The organism is Paenibacillus hebaui, from assembly GCF_051934385.1.
Classification (GTDB): Bacteria; Bacillota; Bacilli; order Paenibacillales; family Paenibacillaceae; genus Paenibacillus.
Genome location: NZ_CP196836.1, coordinates 5,639,283 through 5,655,460, shown reverse-complemented (window position 1 = coordinate 5,655,460; position 16,178 = coordinate 5,639,283). Strand labels below are relative to the sequence as shown.

Genomic DNA, 16,178 nt, shown 5'->3' with positions numbered 1-16,178 from the left:
TTCATGTTTAAATTTAACGATGAGAAAGGGCAACTGAAATGCTCTTTTTGCGGTAAATCTCAGGAACAGGTGCGCAAGCTGGTCGCTGGACCAGGCGTTTACATTTGTGATGAATGTATCGAACTTTGCACCGAAATCGTTGAGGAAGAGCTCGGTCATGACGAAGAACTGGACCTCAAAGATATTCCAAAACCGAAAGAAATCCGCGATATTCTGGACCAATATGTAATTGGACAGGATCAGGCCAAGAAGTCTTTGTCTGTAGCGGTTTACAATCACTATAAACGGATCAATACACAAAACAAGATTGAGGACGTTGAATTGCAAAAGAGTAATATTTTGCTGTTAGGACCTACGGGTTCAGGTAAAACGTTGCTTGCACAAACAATGGCTAAAATTTTGAATGTTCCATTTGCTATTGCTGATGCGACTTCATTGACTGAGGCAGGTTATGTCGGCGAGGATGTAGAGAACATTCTGCTCAAGCTGATTCAAGCTGCTGATTATGATGTGGAAAAAGCAGAGCGCGGCATTATTTATATTGATGAAATTGATAAAGTAGCGCGTAAATCCGAAAACCCATCCATCACACGTGATGTATCGGGTGAGGGTGTACAACAGGCGCTCTTGAAAATTCTGGAGGGAACTGTGGCATCTGTACCACCACAAGGCGGTCGCAAACACCCACATCAAGAGTTCATCCAGATTGATACAACGAACATTTTGTTCATTTGCGGCGGTGCCTTTGATGGTCTGGAGCAAATGATCAAACGCCGGATCGGTAAAAAAGTCATTGGCTTTAACACCGTTGCGGAACAAAAAGATTTGAAACCAGGCGAATACCTGGGTATGGTCCTGCCGGAAGACTTGCTGAAATTCGGTCTGATTCCGGAATTTGTAGGCCGTCTGCCAGTCATCTCCACATTGGAGCCACTGGATGAAGAGACGTTGGTACGGATTCTGTCCGAGCCAAGAAATGCGCTTACGAAACAATACCAAAAATTACTTGAGCTGGATAATGTGAATCTGGTATTTGAACCAGGCGCTTTGCTCGCGATTGCGAAGGAAGCCATCAAACGTAACACGGGTGCACGTGGATTGCGCGCCATCATCGAGGGCATTATGCTTGAGATCATGTACGAAGTGCCTTCCCGTGATGATGTTACGAACTGTGTCATTACCGAGGAAGTCGTTGAGAAAAGAGTCGTGCCGGAACTGAGTCAGGCGAAGGACGACAAACAGGAAGAAAGTGCCTAACTTGAAGGACAGCATTCCATTCAGCTCTGAAATATAGACTTGTCAGTTCTCCACTCCTGGCAGAAGGCGAATTCATGTCTCTGCCAGGGTGGAGCTTTGACGTTGTGGGGAGAGAAATCACTCATGTTTTTAAGACAAGATACACGTCCTGTTAAAGTGGGGAACTTAACGATCGGTGGTAGCAACGAAGTTATCATCCAGAGCATGTGTACAACCAAAACGGCAGACGTTGAGGCAACCGTGGCAGAGATTTTGCGCTTGGAAGAAGCGGGCTGTCAGTTGGTTCGTGTAACGGTTAACAATGAGGAAGCTGCTGCAGCCATTAAGGAAATTAAGAAACGGATCAATATCCCGCTTGTAGCGGATATCCATTTTAATTATAAATTGGCTCTTCTTGCGATTGAGAATGGTATCGATAAAGTACGGATCAACCCCGGAAATATCGGTAAACGTGCCAAAGTGGAAGAAGTCGTCAAAGCGTGCAAAGAGCGGGGAATCCCGATTCGTATCGGGGTAAACGCAGGTTCTCTGGAAAACCATTTGCTCGAAAAATATGGTTATCCTACCGCTGATGCTATGGTGGAAAGTGCACTTTATCACATTGGTATTTTGGAAGAGCTTGATTTCCACGATATCATCGTGTCTCTCAAAGCTTCCGATGTGCCAATGGCGATTGAAGCGTATACCAAAGCCGCTCAGATCATCAAATACCCCTTGCACCTTGGGATTACCGAGGCGGGCACACTGTTCTCGGGTACAATCAAAAGCTCCGCAGGTATGGGTGCCTTGTTATCCATGGGCATTGGTTCAACGATGCGGATCTCGCTTAGTGCGGACCCGGTCGAAGAAATCAAGGTTGCGCGTGACCTGCTGAAAACCTTTGGTCTGATCACGAATGCTGCTACGCTGATTTCCTGTCCAACCTGTGGCCGTTTGGATATCGATTTGTTCTCCATTGCGAATGAAGTGGAAGAGTATATCTCCAAACTCAAGGTGCCAATTAAGGTATCCGTGCTGGGTTGTGCTGTTAACGGCCCTGGTGAGGCAAAGGAAGCGGATATCGGTATTGCCGGTGCACGCGGAGAGGGACTGCTGTTCCGTCACGGAAAAATGATTCGTAAAGTGCCGGAAGAGATCATGGTTGAGGAATTGAAAAAAGAAATCGACAAAATCGTTGAATCTTATGAAGCGACAGGGATTATTCCTGGACGTTCGCACTAATTGATTCATATACAGTTTCTGCAACAGTCCGTCAGCAATGACGGGCTGTTTTTTTGTCCTCTGGTACACAAATTCTGTATGTCCCGTTTACGTCTCGGTGAAAAGGCTATACTACCAAGTATTAGCATGACACATATGAGAATAAGGACAGAACAGGAGGATGTTGAGACATGGAATTTGGTATGGTCATAATGTTGATTCAGTTATTTTTTGGAGTGGTGATCGGTTTGTATTTCTGGAATTTGCTTCGTGGCCAGAAAACGAACCGCAGTGCTATTGAGCGCGAATCCCGTAAGGAACTGGAGAAGCTACGCAAGTTGCGTTCCATCTCCCTCACCAAGCCGCTGTCGGAGAAGACACGTCCGGCTACTATTAACGATATTGTTGGACAAAAAGATGGACTACGCGCTCTGAAGGCTGCTTTGTGCAGCGCTAATCCACAGCATGTCATTATATACGGGCCTCCCGGTGTGGGGAAAACGGCTGCCGCGAGGGTGGTATTAGAAGAAGCCAAAAAGAATCCATCATCGCCCTTCAAGGCCGATGCCAAATTTACGGAATTGGACGCCACTACTGCGCGTTTTGACGAACGAGGTATTGCTGACCCCTTAATTGGATCGGTGCATGATCCGATATATCAAGGAGCAGGAGCGATGGGCGTCGCGGGGATTCCCCAACCGAAACCCGGAGCAATTACGAAGGCACATGGCGGAATGCTTTTCATCGACGAGATCGGGGAGTTGCATTCCATCCAGATGAATAAACTGCTGAAAGTACTGGAGGACCGCAAGGTCTTTTTGGAGAGTGCGTACTATAACTCGGAAGACACGCATACTCCTGCTTATATCCACGATATTTTTCAAAATGGCCTGCCTGCTGATTTTCGCCTGGTCGGGGCAACGACACGTTCGCCCCATGAACTGCCTCCAGCCTTGCGGTCGCGGTGCATGGAGGTTTATTTCCGTCCATTGCTGCCCGAAGAGATCGGACGTATTGCAGAAGATGCTGTGCAGAAAATTGGGTTCAATCCGTGTCCAGATGCCGTCGATGTGGTCAAGCGATATGCCACCAATGGACGTGAGGCAGTGAATATCATTCAGCTGGCAGCGGGGCTGGCCTTAACTGAAAAACGCGAAACACTTCAGGCATCTGATGTAGAGTGGGTGGCTGGAAGCAGCCAGATTCAGCCTAGGCCAGATCACAAGGTACCTCAGCAGCCACAGATCGGTTTCGTAAATGGATTGGCGGTATATGGACCGAATATGGGTACCATTCTAGAGATTGAAGTATCTGCTGTTCCGGCTCTTAGAGATCAGGGTCGGATCAACATCACGGGTGTCGTGGATGAGGAAGAGATTGGAGGCGGTTCACGTACACTCCGGCGAAAAAGCATGGCTAAAGGGTCGGTTGAAAATGTGTTAACCGTATTAAAAGCCATGGGTATTCGTCCGAATGACTACGACTTGCATGTCAATTTCCCTGGCGGAACGCCGATTGATGGTCCTTCGGCCGGGATTGCTATGGCGACTGCCATTACATCAGCCATCCAGAGGCGCCCCATTGATCACGAGACTGCGATGACTGGAGAGGTTAGTATTCACGGTCGGGTGAAGCCAATCGGTGGTGTGCTGGCCAAGGTGGAGGCTGCATTCCAGGCTGGAGCGAAGACGGTCATTATTCCGGCGGAGAACTGGCAGTCCATTTTTGAAAATTTAGATGGATTACGTGTCATTCCGGTAGATACGGTTCAGGATGTATTCCGAGAAGTATTTGGTTGGGTTCCTGATGCGGAGCAAACAAAACAAGCAGAGCTTGTAGAAGAGACTGCAATACCCGCACCGGAGATTTTCCCACCGGCATCTGCTTCTTATTTACGTGCTGACTTGCCCCGTCCGGGTCAGGTTACGGATTCGGGAAGCTGCTAAGCGCTTCCCTTCATTGGTTTTTTATGTGAACATTTGATAGAATAATGAATGACTACAACCTGAGAGCCATTGGAGGTGCGAAAGCGATGGGACCGAGCAAAGCGAAAGGTCGTCGTTTTCCTTTACTGCCTTTAAGAGGACTTCTCGTCTACCCGAGTATGGTACTGCATCTCGATGTGGGCCGGGAGAAATCGGTCAAGGCTTTAGAAAAAGCGATGGTAGAAGAACATTTGATTCTCCTATGTTCCCAAGCCGAGGTAAATATTGAAGAACCAACACAAGAGGATATATTCAGAATCGGAACCGTAGCCAAAGTCAGACAGATGCTGAAGCTTCCTAACGGCACGATTCGTGTACTTGTGGAAGGCTTGGAACGGGCTGAAATCATTCAATATACGGACAATGAAGAATATTACGAAGTACTGGCACAAGAACTTCCTGAAGAGGAGAACAGCCATCCGGAGACGGATGCACTGATGCGAACAGTTCTGAACCAGTTCGAGAATTATATTAATCTGTCCAAAAAAGTTACACCAGAGACACTTGCGGCCGTGTCTGACATCGAAGAACCGGGTCGTCTGGCTGATGTAATTACAAGTCACCTGTCCCTTAAAATCAAGGACAAACAGGAGATTCTGGAAACCATCGACGTACGTGAGCGGCTGGAGAAGTTACTGGACATCCTGAACAATGAGCGGGAAGTGCTGGAACTTGAACGCAAAATCAGCCAGCGTGTGAAAAAACAGATGGAGAAGACCCAGAAGGAATATTATCTGCGTGAGCAGATGAAGGCGATTCAGAAAGAACTCGGTGAGAAAGAGGGCCGTGCGGGTGAGGTCGAGGAACTTCGCAATCAGATGGAGGCCCTTGGCTTGCCGGACAAGGTTAAGGAAAAAGTCGAGAAAGAAATTGATCGACTGGAGAAAATGCCATCAAGCTCTGCCGAAGGCGGAGTGATTCGCAACTATGTGGATTGGCTGCTTGGGCTGCCTTGGAGCCAGATGACAACGGATGATCTGGATATCCAGAAGGCTGAAGATGTGCTTAATGCCGATCATTACGGTTTGGAAAAGCCGAAAGAACGTGTGTTAGAATATCTGGCTGTTCAGAAGCTGGTGAAAAAGCTCAAAGGACCAATATTGTGCCTTGTAGGACCTCCGGGAGTCGGCAAAACGTCCCTTGCTCGTTCCATTGCCAGATCACTTGGACGGGAATTTGTAAGAATTTCCTTGGGTGGTGTGCGGGATGAAGCAGAGATTCGGGGACATCGTCGTACCTATGTTGGCGCCATGCCTGGTCGTATCATTCAGGGCATGAAAACGGCAGGTTCACTGAACCCTGTTTTCTTGTTGGATGAGATCGACAAGATGGCCGCAGACTTCCGCGGAGATCCTTCAGCAGCGTTACTGGAGGTTCTTGATCCAGAACAAAACAATACGTTTAGCGATCACTTTGTAGAGTTGCCGTTTGACTTATCCAACGTGATGTTTGTTACAACAGCCAACACTGTGCATAACATTCCACGTCCGCTACTGGACCGGATGGAGATGCTCAATATTCCAGGATATACGGAGCTGGAGAAGCAGCAAATCGCCAAAAATTATTTGTTACCAAAGCAAAAGAAGGATCATGGCTTGGAAGAGGATCAACTGCAAATTCCAGATGACAGCTTGCTGCGTGTCATTCGTGAATATACACGAGAGTCTGGTGTGCGGAATCTGGAACAGCAGATGGCATCCTTGTGCCGGAAAGCGGCGAAGAACATCGTGTCTGGTCTGGAAGGTCAGATCATTATTACAACGGATGAAGTCAAAGATTACCTTGGACCGGGTAAGTTCCGCTACGGCATGGCCGAATTGGAAGATCAGATTGGTACCGTTACGGGCCTTGCATGGACTGAAGTCGGTGGAGACACGCTCGTTATTGAAGTTACCGTTGTACCAGGAACGGGCAAGCTGACGTTGACAGGTAAATTGGGAGATGTCATGAAGGAGTCGGCTCAGGCGGCATTCAGCTACACCCGCTCCAAAGCTACACAGCTGGGGATTGCGACCGACTTCCACGAGAAGAACGATATCCATATCCACGTTCCGGAAGGAGCCATTCCGAAGGATGGACCCTCTGCTGGAATTACGATGGCAACGGCGTTGATCTCTGCATTGACGAACAAACGTGTGTCTAAGGACGTTGCCATGACGGGCGAAATAACGCTGCGTGGACGTGTGCTGCCTATCGGTGGTCTAAAGGAAAAGTCGCTGGCGGCCCACCGTGCCGGTTACAAAAAAATATTATTGCCCAAGGATAACGAACGGGACCTGGGGGATATTCCGGACAGCATCAAGGAAGATGTGGAATTTGTCCCCGTAGCCCATATGGATCAGGTGCTGGAACATGCACTTGTTGAGCAGGTAGGAATTCGCCTGTAGCCCATGTAGCCGAGGGATCGTATGAAGAGTAAACCGTTCTGCGGCAGCTTCGGCGTCCGTTGGAACGGTTTTTTTGGTATGATAGAACAATCCATGGCATAATACGATCAACAGCTTCAGTAAGAGCATAGGAGTTAAGAGAGGAAAGATACATTATGAAAGTAAATCAATCTGAATTTATTATCAGCGCCGTCCGGCCTGAACAATACCCCGAGGACGGCCTGCCGGAGATTGCCTTGGCGGGACGCTCCAATGTGGGGAAATCTTCCCTGATCAACCGCTTGATTAACCGCAAAAATCTGGCACGCACAAGTTCAACCCCCGGTAAGACGCAGCAATTGAACTATTACAAGATCAATCAGGATCTCTACTTCGTGGATTTCCCGGGCTATGGTTACGCTAAAGTTTCGAAAGAGCAACGCTTCGCCTGGGGCAAAATGATGGAAAAATACTTGCTGGGTCGCGAGGAATTGAAACTGGTCATGCAGATGGTGGATATGAGACACGAACCGTCCAAAGAGGACAAGATGATGAATGAATGGCTTCGTCATAAAGGACTACCACTAGTTGTAGTTGCAACCAAGATGGACAAGATCCCCAAAACACGCAGAGCCAAACATCTTAAAGTGATCAAGGAAGCTCTGGATATTCGTTCCGGGGATCTGTTTGTACCCTTTTCATCCGAAGAAGGATTGGGGAAGGAAGAGTTATGGGACATCATCACCCGCCATGCCCGCATAGATAAGTATGCACCAGAAGCACTTAATGCAGAGGGTACTCCTGTAGAGGAAGAAAACAACGAAATTAACGGATGAGCAAGGGATTACGCCTTTTTTATACAGGAAAGTGAGCAACCCGGGTGAATCTTTGATGAGATCAGGGATGAATCCGTTTTTTATGGATTTTCGTCAGAATTCATCGTTTCCGTCTGGAGCGAAATAGGGTTGCGGTGGTGTATAATGATCACAGGGCATTTGTGCCAACAGTACCAAAAATACCGGCCTTGCCGGCCTGAAGAATTTTGAGATCACTGCCACATGTGCAGGAAGGCAAAACAATCGGGAAAGAATTGAGGAGATTTGTATGGCTCAGCGGTTAGCCACAGAGTATGTTAAAGCCACTTTAAAATTGTCAGAACCCCAGATGCATCAGTTTTTGCGCATGACAGAGGATGGCCGAATTCATCATCGTGTGAAGGTGCTGGAGAATGGCTGCCAAGAGATTGTGCTGGCGGATGTGAGTGGAGAAGAAGTTCATTTCCCTTTTGACCGGCTTGAAGGGTTTTATATCTGTGAGTTATCTTGCCGCCTGGTAAACCATCATCTGACCAACGTAGTCCGGAAGCTCTTTACGGCCTTCAAGGGAGACGGCGCAGTTCATCGCATTTATGAAGAGTTCACGATGATGTATGTTTACGCTCAAGGCTCTGTCCGTAAAATTGTGGAGCAGACCGGGGAGAATACCCGTGTCATCTACGAATACAAAAATACATTGCTCGAATTGCAGCGTTTGTTCCAGGCTCGGGATGTAGAGCGCGAGATTAACCGTGCATACGCCGAGATTGATGCACTACTGGATGCAAGAAAAGATGTTTCTATTCCTGAACAAATCCATCAGATCGATGTGAAGCTTGCTCACCACCAAAAACGGCTGTTTGAGCTTGAAGCTTATTAATTTGAAGGTGAAGTCATACAGGTGTTATCCTAATAAAAACCTTTACTGCTTCTGGACGGTGGCGCTTGCCAACGCTGAAGCAGTAAGGGTTTTTATAGTTTGAGGGAGTTTATTTCGCTATAAAATTATTTATTTTTTAAACTTCTGAAAAAGGGTTGCATTACTTTTGGATCAATGTTATTTTTAATCTCGTTGAAAAGAATATAGGAACCAGGATTCACTCAGGACATTATATGTTGCGAGAGATTATTCCCTCGGGAAGTGAATGACGTAGGTCCTAGCGGATGAAATTTTTTCAAACATTTTATTCCTAGGAAGGGGGAACCGAAGGATGGAATATTCAACTTTCGGAAGACACGTTGCTGTTGATGCTTGGGGTGTCGACTTTGATCTACTGAACAGTGCGGAGTATTTGCAAGCCCAAATGGTTGAAGCAGCGGAGGCATGTGGCGCGACAGTAATGTCCGTACAATCCAAGCAGTTTGATCCACAAGGAGCGACAGTGCTTGTACTACTGTCTGAGAGCCATCTCTCGATTCACACATATCCTGAGAGAGGGTTTGCGGCGATTGATTGTTACACTTGCGGGGAGACGGTAGACCCACAACTGGCCATTGACTACCTGGTATCCGTATTGAAACCGGAAAAAACGTATGCAAAGAAACTCGTACGTGGATTGGGCGAATTGCAAGTTGAAACACCTGAAATGAAACAGATCGAAATGGTATAATGAGCTAAACACAAGACATGAACAATGTTCACATATCGGGATGGAACGCATGATCATCTCAAACCCTATATAGTCATGGAATTCTCCATGGCTATTTGTTTTATATTCGATTGTTCATGAATCTTCATTTTTAAACAAGTGTATAACGCATAACGGTGAACTTTGGTGAGACACTACCATAAATGACAATGCATAAGATAATGTACACCGGAATTTCATAAACATTTCATAAAAATGGCCCGGTCACCGTATGGATGTGTGATATAATTAACCATGTCAATCATAAATGGATAGACATATGTAGTAAGCACTTTGATTGGAAATTTATTAGGCAGGTGAACTTGCAATGCACATCGTTGTCGTTGGTTTGAATTATCGCACGGCGCCTGTAGAGGTTAGGGAACGATTCACATTTGCAGAAAAGGACTTGTCTGAAGCGCTGCAGCAGCTCAAGCTGACCAAGAGTGTATTGGAAGGTGTAATCGTAGCCACATGTAACCGTACCGAGTTGTATGTTGTGGTAGACCGTCTTCACATGTGTGGTTATTTTATTCGGACATTCATGGAACAATGGTTTAATGTACCACGGGAAGAATTTACGCAACACTTATATATATATGAAGATGATCAAGCTATGCGCCATTTATTCCGTGTCATTTGCGGACTGGACTCTATGGTCATTGGTGAGACTCAGATTCTTGGACAGGTGAAGCAGGCTTTTTTCAAAGCTCAGGAAGAGAAGTCGACAGGCACTTGGTTTAACATGCTGTTTAAGCAGGCTGTTACTTTAGGTAAACGAGCTCATTCGGAAACTTCGATCGGTGAAAGTGCCGTATCCGTCAGTTATGCTGCTGTTGAGTTGGGTAAGCGCATCTTTGGTATGTTCACAGACAAGAAGGTACTGATTCTGGGTGCTGGCAAGATGAGTGAACTTACAGTGAAACATCTCTATGCCAATGGAGCTTCTGAAGTGATCGTAGCGAATCGTACGCTTGCACGAGCCGAGGAATTGGCTGCCAAGTTCCGGGGCACGCCTTGTACAATGGAACAGGCATTAGAACGATTAAACGAAGTTGATATTGTTATCAGTTCGACTGGGGCTGAACGGTATGTGCTTGATGCCACCGTTGTTCGTGAGAGCATGAAGCGTCGTCAATCGCGTCCATTGTTCCTGATTGATATTGCTGTTCCAAGGGATATTGATCCGGCGATTGGGGAGATATCCAACGTATTCCTTTATGATATTGATGATCTGGAGGGAATCGTAGAGAGCAATCTGGAGATGCGTAAGGTGGAGGCAGCCAAGATTGAGAAAATGATTGAGCTTGAGATGCAAGATTATTATCAATGGCTCAAAACATTGGGCGTTCGTCCCGTCATTCGGGCTTTGCAGGAGAAAGGTGCTTCCATTCATGAAGAAACGATGGATAGTCTGTTCAACAAGTTGCCTGATCTGGATGAACACCAACGTAAAGTCATCCGTCGTCTGACCAAGAGCATCGTGAATCAAATGACGACAGATCCGATTAATCGGATCAAGGAAATGGCAGGTACGAAGCACGGTGATGAAGCTCTGCGCATGTTTACTCAGATTTTTGCTCTGGAGGATACAGTAGAGATTGCCGCTGAGAAGGTAAATCAGAGTGATGCTACGGCTCTGCGCAAATCATCCGCCGTTCATCTGAACGATACCCGGCAAGACCCCGTGCCGGCTTATGCTCCGGCAGGCGTATAAGGCGGGTGGGCAGCTTGACCCTTGCTGAACAAATCTATGAGGTTCTGATCTATATGTATGCCCTGAGCCTACTGTTCTATTTCTCGGACTGCATTCGACGCAATGCGGGGGCGAAGCGGACAGGCACAGGGTTTCTTGTTGTTGTGTGGGTGCTTCAAGTCATTCATGTCATCTTGCGCATGTGGATTGAAGGACACTTCCCCATCTACACCACATTTGATTTCTTGTTTATATTTACATTTAGTATTGTAATGATGTCATTGGTGATGACGCGCATCCAGCGTTCAGAATTTGTCATCTTGTTGCTCAACGTTGTCGGTTTCTCGGTTACGGTATTAAACCGGTTATGGTTCACAGCAGGAGAGATATCACTGCACAATTGGCAAACCGTTCATGGACTGCTGATTATGCATATCACACTTGCTAATCTCGGTTTTGCGGCCCTGACCGTGGCTGCTGTATTTGCGATGTTGTATCTGTTCCTGCATCGAAAACTGAAGAACAAGAACTGGAACGATACGGTCCGGCGTCTGCCAAGTCTAGAGGTGATCGGGAAGTATATGGATGGTGCTACACTGATCGGCACACCTCTGCTTGGTGTTTCTATTATGCTTGCGGTATTATCCATTGTGGCGGAAACGCGCTGGATTCTGCTGTTGGATCTTAAAGTTATGGCAACGGGACTGGCTATAGCGATCTATATTGGCTACTTCGTCTCTACGAGAAAAAAACAGTTCTCAACCATCATTATGGCAAGATGGACATTGATTGGATATGGCTTTGTCATTATGAGTTTTTTATCCAATGCGTATTCTGCGTTTCATCGTTGGACAGGAGAGTGAAGGTATGGACCGCTACACGCCAATCTTTGTAAATACATCGGGTAAGACGTGTTGCGTGGTTGGAGGCGGACGTGTTGCCGAACGTAAAATAAAGGGATTACTACATGCCGAGGCACAGATTACGGTTATTAGTCCGGAGCTTACTCCTGTATTGAAACAACTGCATCATGAATCCCGAATTCAATGGATAGCCCGGTCCTACCGCAATGGAGATTTGCGGGGGGCCTTTCTCGTATATGCAGTGACTGACCGCTCAGAGGTTAATACAACCGTGGTTCGGGATGCTGAGACTGCGGGCATACTGGTGAATGATGCCATGTCTTCGGAACAAAGTAGCTTTATAACACCAAGCGTTGTCAGACGAGGGAGATTAAGCATAGCCATCTCGACAGCTGGAGCAGGACCTGCGGCGGCTGCTGAGATACGTGCCACACTCGAACAACAGTTCGGAGATGAATATGAGATGTATCTTGAGTTTTTGCACCAGATGAGGTCTGAGGTGAAATTACGCGTATCCTCTCCGAGTCTCAGAAGGACTTTACTCCGGCGTTTAACTGAAATGCACATATTAGAAGATATTCGCACAGGCCATTTCCAGTGGTGGACAGAAGAAGAAATCGGGGACTGGATATCCCGTAATCAGGAGGAAGTGTAGATATGCGTACAATTAAAGTTGGAAGCAGACAGAGCGCACTTGCGCTAACCCAGACAGGCCATGTCATTCAGGATTTGCGCGACATTTGTGAGCGAGAAGGATTAGCATTTGACTTTGAAGTACATAAGATTGTTACAAAGGGAGATCTCATTCTGGATGTAACGTTGTCCAAAGTTGGAGGCAAAGGATTGTTTGTCAAAGAGATTGAACAGGCGATGCTTGATTGCACCATAGATATGGCTGTCCATAGCATGAAGGATATGCCTTCCGAGTTACCAGAAGGATTAATCAATGGCGCTGTTCCTCGCCGTGCGGATCCACGGGATGCACTGATTTCCAATGGTGGACTTACTTTGGATCAGTTGCCTGAGGGTGCCAGAGTCGGGACAAGCAGCCTGCGTCGCTCCAGTCAATTGAAGGCCTATCGCCCAGATTTGCAATTGGAATCTCTTCGCGGCAATATCGATTCCCGTCTGCGGAAGCTGGAGACCGAAGGGCTGGATGCGATTATTCTGGCTGCTGCAGGATTGTACCGAATGGGCTGGGAAGACCGGATTACAGAGTACCTGACCGAGACCGCTTGTCTTCCGGCAGTGGGGCAGGGCGCGCTTGGTATCGAATGTCGTGAAGACGATGAGGAACTGTTGCACTTGTTGCAGCTGTATAACGATCCGGAGACAGCATTTCCTGTACAGGCGGAACGCCGTTTTCTCAGTGTATTAAATGGAGGCTGTCAGGTTCCGATTGGTGCTCATGCCGTATGGGTGCCTCAGCAGGATGCAGATTCCCTGAATGGAGAAAACACGTTACAATTAACAGGTATGGTCGGTACGCCGGATGGTGGACTGATTCTGAAGGAAGCTCTGACTGGCAAAGATCCGGTTCGTCTGGGAGAAGAAGTGGCCTGGAGACTTATTGAACGGGGAGCAGAACAGATATTGGCAGAAGTTAGGGGATGAAGACATGGTGGGAAAGGTCTTTTTGGTAGGGGCAGGTCCTGGGGATGCAAAGCTGATTACGGTAAAAGGTTGGGAATCCATTGGTAAGGCCGATGCTGTAGTTTATGATCGATTGGCAAGTCCGAGATTGTTGAAACAAATGAAGCCCGGTGCAGTCAAAATTTACGTGGGCAAGCGACCGGATCGGCATACAATGAAGCAGGAAGAAATCAATCAACTGTTGGTTGATCTGGCACTTGAAGGCAAGGTTGTGGTTCGGCTCAAGGGTGGCGATCCAACCATCTTTGGACGCGTGGGCGAAGAGGCGGACTTGCTGCACAAAAACGGTATTCCTTTTGAGATAGTACCTGGAGTAACAGCTGCAATAAGTGTACCTGCTTATGCCGGAATTCCCGTGACTCACCGCGATTATGCGTCCTCCATTTCTATCATTACGGGGCATGAAAGTCCGGACAAGCTTGATCGCAGCATCCATTGGGATAAAGTGACGAATGCAACGGGCACACTTGTATTTATGATGGGGGTTGCCAAAATTGGATATATCAGTGAACAGTTGATTCGTCATGGTCGTCCAGCGCAAACACCGGTAGCTCTAATTCGTTGGGGAACACGAGCGGAACAGGAAACCATTACAGGTACCCTTGAAGATATAGAAGGGAAAGTGATCGCGGCCAATTTCCAACCGCCAGCTGTTATTGTGGTGGGTGATGTCGTGAATCAACGAGAACAGCTGAAATGGGCAGAAGCGCTGCCGCTGTTTGGCAAACGAATTCTGGTGACACGTGCTCGCAGTCAGGCGAGTGAACTGGTGAATCGCATTGAGGAACTCGGCGGAGAGCCGTATGAGTTTCCAGTCATTGAAACGGTCATGCCGTCTAGTGAATCTGCGCAACAAAGTGTCAAAGACGCCTTCGGTGTTTTAAATACCTTTGATTGGGTGTTTTTCACAAGTGTAAACGGAGTGGAGTTTTTCTTCCGCCACCTGGAACAGGAAGGCAAGGACATTCGCTCCATTCATCAAGCGAGAATTGCTGCCGTGGGACCTTCTACAGCAGATGCTTTGCGTAAACATGGCATCGTTGCGGAGGTCGTCAAAGGTCCTTTCCAGGCTGAAGGTATGCTTGAGGCTTTTGAAAGTGAGTTGAAGGCAGGCCAGAAAGTATTGCTTCCACACGGAAATCTGGCACGTACTTGGTTACCTGAGCAGTTGAGAGAAAGAGGAGTTCATGTCACTGAAGCCATCATCTACGATACGATCCTGGCTGGTGAGGATGATGATGAACTGCTCAAGCTGCTTGAAGAAGGCGGCATTCATGCGATGACATTTACAAGTTCATCGACGGTCACCAACTTCATGAGCATGTTGAAACGTATGGGATTGCAAGATCCTCTTCCTTTACTGAAAGGTGTGGAGGTTGCCTGTATTGGACCTGTTACAGCCAAGACGGCAGAGGCGGCTGGACTACATGTCACATTAATGGCAGAGGAAGCTACGATAGATAGCATGATCACTGTTCTGTGTAATTGGAAACGGACAGGCACCAGAGAGGGCGCTCTTCCGCATTAAGTGCCAGATCAACGAATAGCGATTGGAACAAATAGCATCCATAGTGCTTAACGGATTAATCCATATGCAATATGCCGACATATGAAGCGTGCTGAATTCGTTATGATACCAGCGCGCTTCCCTTTTTGCTCTATTTAATTTACAGGGAGGTTTTACACGCATGAGTTTTCCTATTGTACGGCATCGCCGCTTACGTCAATCTACAGGTATTCGCAATATGGTCAGAGAGACCCATTTAACAGTAGATGACTTTATTCAACCGATTTATGTGACTTATGGTGAAAATGTAAAATCTGAAATCAAGTCCATGCCCGGGGTGTTCCGCTTCTCGTTGGATCGTCTTCAGGAAGAAGTGACGGAAATTGCCGAGCTGGGAATTCCAGCCGTGCTATTGTTCGGTATTCCTGAGACCAAAGACAGTGTGGGTTCGTCTGGTTTTGCAGAAGATGGTATTGTGCAGGAAGCCACGAGATTGATCAAATCCTGGTATCCAGAGCTGTTGGTTATTGCAGATACTTGTCTGTGTGAATTCACGGATCACGGTCACTGTGGTATGGTACACACCATTGAAATTGACGGACACATCTGCGGGGATGTACTGAATGATGAATCACTGGATCTGCTCGTGCAAACCGCGGTGTCCCAAGCCAAGGCAGGAGCAGATATCATTGCACCATCCAACATGATGGATGGATTTGTACAAGCGATCCGTGCGGGGCTGGATGAGAATGGATTCAGTCACATTCCGATTATGTCCTATTCCGTGAAATACGCGTCGGCATTCTATGGCCCATTCCGTGAAGCGGCGGATTCAACACCACAATTCGGGGACCGCAAGTCATATCAGATGGACCCTGCCAATGCACGTGAAGCCTTGCGCGAAGCCGAAACGGATGTGCTGGAAGGAGCGGATATGTTGATGGTGAAACCATCACTTTCCTATCTGGATGTCATGCGTACAATCAAGGATCAATTCGATCTTCCGCTTGTCGCCTATAACGTAAGTGGCGAGTATGCCATGGTGAAGGCTGCGGCGATTCAAGGCTGGATTGATGAGAAGAAAGTCGCCATGGAGATTCTGCTCAGCATGAAACGCGCGGGTGCGGATATGATCATTACGTACTATGGCAAAGATGCCTCACGCTGGTTAGCTGAGAAATAAGCTCGTTGTAATCAAATGTCTGGTC

The 16,178-nt window shown here is 47.3% G+C and carries 13 protein-coding genes; all 13 read left to right on the top strand.

Annotated features, from left to right (window positions below; translation table 11 throughout):
• Positions 1-3 precede the first annotated feature (3 nt).
• The 13 genes from clpX to hemB all read left to right on the top strand — a co-directional run bounded on the left by clpX (position 4) and on the right by hemB (position 16,153).
• The gene (gene clpX / locus ACR32F_RS25695) at positions 4-1,257 is read left to right on the top strand and encodes an ATP-dependent protease ATP-binding subunit ClpX (RefSeq protein ID WP_440112078.1); all 1,254 of its coding nucleotides are present in this window, start codon (positions 4-6) and stop codon (positions 1,255-1,257) included.
• 123 nt (positions 1,258-1,380) lie between these two features.
• Positions 1,381-2,478 carry a flavodoxin-dependent (E)-4-hydroxy-3-methylbut-2-enyl-diphosphate synthase gene (ispG, locus tag ACR32F_RS25690; RefSeq protein ID WP_440112076.1) on the top strand — a complete coding sequence of 366 codons (1,098 nt, stop codon included), beginning with the start codon at positions 1,381-1,383 and terminating at the stop codon, positions 2,476-2,478.
• A gap of 170 nt (positions 2,479-2,648) precedes the next feature.
• Positions 2,649-4,403: an ATP-dependent protease LonB gene (lonB, locus tag ACR32F_RS25685; protein WP_440112074.1), complete on the top strand. Its 1,755-nt coding sequence runs from the start codon at positions 2,649-2,651 to the stop codon at positions 4,401-4,403.
• An 86-nt stretch (positions 4,404-4,489) separates the two neighbouring features.
• Positions 4,490-6,829, top strand: coding sequence for an endopeptidase La (gene lon / locus ACR32F_RS25680; protein WP_440112072.1), 2,340 nt, complete (start codon positions 4,490-4,492; stop codon positions 6,827-6,829).
• A gap of 155 nt (positions 6,830-6,984) precedes the next feature.
• The gene (yihA, locus tag ACR32F_RS25675) at positions 6,985-7,644 is read left to right on the top strand and encodes a ribosome biogenesis GTP-binding protein YihA/YsxC (RefSeq protein ID WP_440112069.1); all 660 of its coding nucleotides are present in this window, start codon (positions 6,985-6,987) and stop codon (positions 7,642-7,644) included.
• A 268-nt stretch (positions 7,645-7,912) separates the two neighbouring features.
• On the top strand, positions 7,913-8,503 hold the full coding sequence (locus ACR32F_RS25670; protein ID WP_440112067.1) for a non-ribosomal peptide synthetase module: 591 nt from the start codon (positions 7,913-7,915) through the stop codon (positions 8,501-8,503).
• A 331-nt stretch (positions 8,504-8,834) separates the two neighbouring features.
• The gene (gene speD, locus ACR32F_RS25665) at positions 8,835-9,233 is read left to right on the top strand and encodes an adenosylmethionine decarboxylase (RefSeq protein ID WP_440112065.1); all 399 of its coding nucleotides are present in this window, start codon (positions 8,835-8,837) and stop codon (positions 9,231-9,233) included.
• Positions 9,234-9,579: 346 nt separating this feature from the next.
• Positions 9,580-10,968: a glutamyl-tRNA reductase gene (hemA, locus tag ACR32F_RS25660; RefSeq protein ID WP_440112063.1), complete on the top strand. Its 1,389-nt coding sequence runs from the start codon at positions 9,580-9,582 to the stop codon at positions 10,966-10,968.
• 14 nt (positions 10,969-10,982) lie between these two features.
• Entirely contained in the window at positions 10,983-11,810 is an 828-nt protein-coding gene (gene ccsA / locus ACR32F_RS25655; RefSeq protein ID WP_440112061.1) for a cytochrome c biogenesis protein CcsA, read from the top strand.
• On the top strand, positions 11,773-12,465 hold the full coding sequence (locus ACR32F_RS25650; RefSeq protein WP_440112059.1) for a precorrin-2 dehydrogenase/sirohydrochlorin ferrochelatase family protein: 693 nt from the start codon (positions 11,773-11,775) through the stop codon (positions 12,463-12,465). Before ccsA ends, ACR32F_RS25650 begins: the two co-directional genes overlap by 38 nt.
• Positions 12,466-12,467: 2 nt before the next feature.
• A complete protein-coding gene (hemC, locus tag ACR32F_RS25645; RefSeq protein ID WP_440112057.1) occupies positions 12,468-13,424 on the top strand; it encodes a hydroxymethylbilane synthase in 957 nt (318 codons plus the stop codon).
• Positions 13,425-13,428: 4 nt separating this feature from the next.
• Positions 13,429-14,991 carry a uroporphyrinogen-III C-methyltransferase gene (cobA, locus tag ACR32F_RS25640; RefSeq protein WP_440112055.1) on the top strand — a complete coding sequence of 521 codons (1,563 nt, stop codon included), beginning with the start codon at positions 13,429-13,431 and terminating at the stop codon, positions 14,989-14,991.
• A 160-nt stretch (positions 14,992-15,151) separates the two neighbouring features.
• Complete coding sequence (hemB, locus tag ACR32F_RS25635; protein ID WP_440112053.1) at positions 15,152-16,153, top strand: porphobilinogen synthase; 1,002 nt, start codon at positions 15,152-15,154, stop codon at positions 16,151-16,153.
• The last annotated feature ends 25 nt before the right edge of the window (positions 16,154-16,178 follow it).